The sequence below is a fragment of the Flavobacterium sp. genome (genome assembly GCF_003525665.1).
In the GTDB taxonomy this organism is placed as follows: Bacteria; Bacteroidota; Bacteroidia; order Flavobacteriales; family Flavobacteriaceae; genus Flavobacterium.
In genome coordinates this window covers 1-3,310 of the sequence record NZ_DQDX01000159.1, presented here as the reverse complement: position 1 = coordinate 3,310, position 3,310 = coordinate 1, and the positions used below count along the sequence as shown (strand labels likewise).

Sequence of the window (3,310 nt, the reverse complement as noted above, 5' to 3'; positions counted from 1 at the left end):
GTTAATTGAGTTAATGTCTAATCCAGATACGAAAGATTTTGGGAAAGAAATTATTCCGCAAGCCATTGGAAAACAGAAGATTTTGAGTTATCAATACGAAGGTTATTGGACTGATATCGGAAACATCGACTCGTTTTTTGAAGCCAATTTAGGATTAACTGATGATATTCCGAAGTTCAATTTATTTGATAATTCTAGTAAAATTTATACTCGTGCAAGGGTTTTGCCTCCATCAAAAATCACTGGTGCGACCACAATTGACAAATCGGTTGTTGCTGAAGGTTGCATTATTAATGGAGCACAAATCGAACATTCTGTAGTTGGAATTAGAAGTCGCGTTGGATTTGGTTCAACAATTACAAATTCGTATTTAATGGGTAACGATTATTATCAAAATCTAGAAGAAATCAGGCACAACACTGAAAACAATATTATCAATGTTGGTATTGGTGACCGATGTTTTATAAATCACACCATTGTAGATAAAAATTGTAGAATAGGAAATGATGTTCGACTCAATGGTGGTAGTCATCTTGAAGATACAAACACCAAGTTATACACCATAAAAGACGGAATTATAGTAGTAAAAAAAGGTGCAATTTTACCTGACGGATTTACTATATAGATTTCAAAAATAGTGGAGATAGCAATTTTATAATTTACATCAAATTATGATTTTGCTATTTCTTTTTTAAAATAACTTCAAGAGGTTTATTGGCTTTTCTACCAAATTGAACAGCATAATCTCGAGCTTGATTGGAGCATAAAACAAATAAATCAAAATATCCTAAATCTACGATTTGCGTTTCGAATAAACCGCCGTTTTCTTTTCCATCGATGTCTTCAATTTTCACTTTAACTTGATCTGCCGGAAATGAATTGATGATTGATAAAAAATAATTGTCTTTTGCATAAGGAAAAAACCAACGTTCTTTCTTATTTTCTACGTTGTTAATTGCAGTTGCATCATCGTCAATTCTATAATTGAATAAAAAAGTAAGCGGCTTTTTATCGTCATTCCAACTGTATTTATTGTTGGTGTTTACCAATTCGTTTTCATCCAAATCTACTAAAGTAAGTTTGAGATTTTTAATATTAGTACTTGCACCTTCTTCATGAACATTTAAAACCAAATACGAAGTAAAGTCATAACCACAATGTTGCGCCTGACTCAAATCTTGTGCTTGAATGGATAAAAAAGTAAAGAAGAATACAATACAAAATTTCATGATATAGACTATTTTTCAAAGATACAAAGTCAAAAACTATTCCAATAAAAAAATCCGCCATAAGACGGATAATTATTATTTCATAGTAACATAATTATAAACTTTAATTCGTTGCTCATCAGTTAAATCCGTGTTTTTCTGCATGTCGATTAAAATGGGTGTCCATTGTTCTGCCGTAAATTTTTTTGGATTATAAAGTTCATGACATTTAGCACAATTGTTTTCATATAAATCTTTTCCTTCAGCTAATTCTGGTGAAAGCATTAGATAGGATGCACCTTCTTCTGGAGCTTCTTTTTTTATAGCATCAACGGGAATTTCTTTAACAGCAACAACTTTTTCTGGTTGTTCTTGTGGTACAATCTTGGGTGAACACGAGTATAAAACTATTCCTAAAACCGCAATAATTATTGTTTTTGTTTTCATATTTTCTTGATTAGTGAGGTAAATATAAAAAAATATCCCAAAAACTCTCGCTTTTGGGATATTTAAAATCTAATATCTGAAATTTAATATTATTTAACGTCCATTAATTCTACGTCGAAAATTAAAGTTGCATTTGGTGGAATAACTCCGCCAGCGCCAGATGGACCATAACCTAAATAAGATGGGATAACAAAACGCGCTTTGTCTCCAACTTGTAAAAGTGCAATACCTTCGTCCCAACCTTCAATAACTTGACCTTGACCAAGTCTGAATTCGATTGGTTTTTTTCTTGGATAAGAAGAATCAAATACTTTACCTGTTTCTAATGAACCTTCGTAGTGAACAGAAACTGTTTTACCATTTTCTGCTTGTTTTCCTGATCCTTTTTGAATCATTTTATAACGTAAACCACTTTCTGTTTTATCAAAACCAGCTGCTAATTCTTCCATTTTAGCTTCGGCAGCTTTTTTAGCGTCTTCGATTTTTTTTTGACGGTTTCCTTCAAATGTTCTGAAAGCCTCAACCGCGTTCCATTTTTCTGCCTCTTCTCCTACTCTAACAATTTCTAGAGTTTCTAGAACATCGCCTTGAGCAACAGCATCAACAATTTCTTGACCTTCAACTACATGTCCAAAAACAGTATGTTTGTTATCTAACCAATTTGTTGGAACATGTGTGATAAAAAATTGTGAACCATTCGAAGCTGGACCAGAATTTGCCATAGATAAAACACCTGGTTTATCATGTTTTAATGAAGGATGAAATTCGTCATCAAAGCTGTAACCTGGACCACCAGTTCCTATTCCTTGTGGGCAACCACCTTGAATCATGAAATCTGGAATTACTCTATGAAATTTTAATCCGTCGTAATATGGTTTTCCTTGCGGACGTGCTTTGTTTTCTAGATTTCCTTCGGCTAATGCTACGAAGTTTCCAACAGTTCCTGGTGTTAAATCGTGTGTTAATTTTACTAAAATAGCACCTTTTGTAGTGTTAAATTTAGCGTATATTCCGTTTTCCATTTTCTTGAATTTATATTTTAAAGTGCAAATTTAATATAATAATATGGATTACCATTAAATTTGAACTTTTGAAATAGCCAATTATTTTATAAAATTACTTTTTGGAGTAAAATGAAAAACCAGTTTACTTTAAAATTTGACTAGCGTGCGATTTGGTTTTTACATCGGATATAACATCTTCAATAATTCCGTTTTCGTCTATTACAAATGTGGTTCTATGGATTCCATCGTATTCGCGTCCCATGAATTTTTTTGGACCCCAAACTCCGAAGGCATCGATAACTGCTTTGTCTTCGTCGGCAAGTAATGGAAATGGAAAATCGTATTTGTTTTTGAAATTTCCTTGTGCTTTGGCATTGTCTGCGCTTACCCCAAGAAGTGCGTAATTGTTGGCTTGAAATCGTTCGAAATTATCTCGTAAATCACAAGCTTCTGCTGTGCAACCTGGAGTATTGGCTTTTGGATAAAAGAAAACTACAAGTTTTTTTCCTTTGTAATCTGTTAATGAATGTGTGTTACCGTCTTGATCGTTGGCTGCGAAATTTGGTGCTTTGTCGCCTTTTTTTAGTGTTGTCATTTTTTAAATATTAGATTTTAGATTTTAGATATTAGATTTTTAGATATTGGATTTTT

At 32.7% G+C, this 3,310-nt stretch carries 5 protein-coding genes; 1 reads left to right on the top strand and 4 read right to left on the bottom strand.

Translation table 11 applies throughout. From position 1 onward, the window contains the following. On the top strand, positions 1 to 625 hold a 625-nt coding region (locus DIU01_RS11285), incomplete at its 5' end, for a sugar phosphate nucleotidyltransferase (protein WP_290834501.1). A 55-nt stretch (positions 626 to 680) separates the two neighbouring features. Here DIU01_RS11285 and DIU01_RS11280 read toward each other — a convergent pair. The 4 genes from DIU01_RS11280 to bcp form a co-directional block, all read right to left on the bottom strand. Then, entirely contained in the window at positions 681 to 1,229 is a 549-nt protein-coding gene (locus tag DIU01_RS11280; RefSeq protein ID WP_290834499.1) for a hypothetical protein, read from the bottom strand. A 75-nt stretch (positions 1,230 to 1,304) separates the two neighbouring features. Beyond that, a complete protein-coding gene (locus tag DIU01_RS11275) occupies positions 1,305 to 1,655 on the bottom strand; it encodes a cytochrome c (protein WP_290834497.1) in 351 nt (116 codons plus the stop codon). An 89-nt stretch (positions 1,656 to 1,744) separates the two neighbouring features. Further along, positions 1,745 to 2,677, bottom strand: a complete 933-nt coding sequence (locus tag DIU01_RS11270; protein WP_290834495.1) for a peptidylprolyl isomerase — start codon at positions 2,675 to 2,677, stop codon at positions 1,745 to 1,747. 124 nt (positions 2,678 to 2,801) lie between these two features. Further along, the gene (gene bcp, locus DIU01_RS11265; RefSeq protein ID WP_290834493.1) at positions 2,802 to 3,254 is read right to left on the bottom strand and encodes a thioredoxin-dependent thiol peroxidase; all 453 of its coding nucleotides are present in this window, start codon (positions 3,252 to 3,254) and stop codon (positions 2,802 to 2,804) included. Positions 3,255 to 3,310 lie beyond the last annotated feature (56 nt).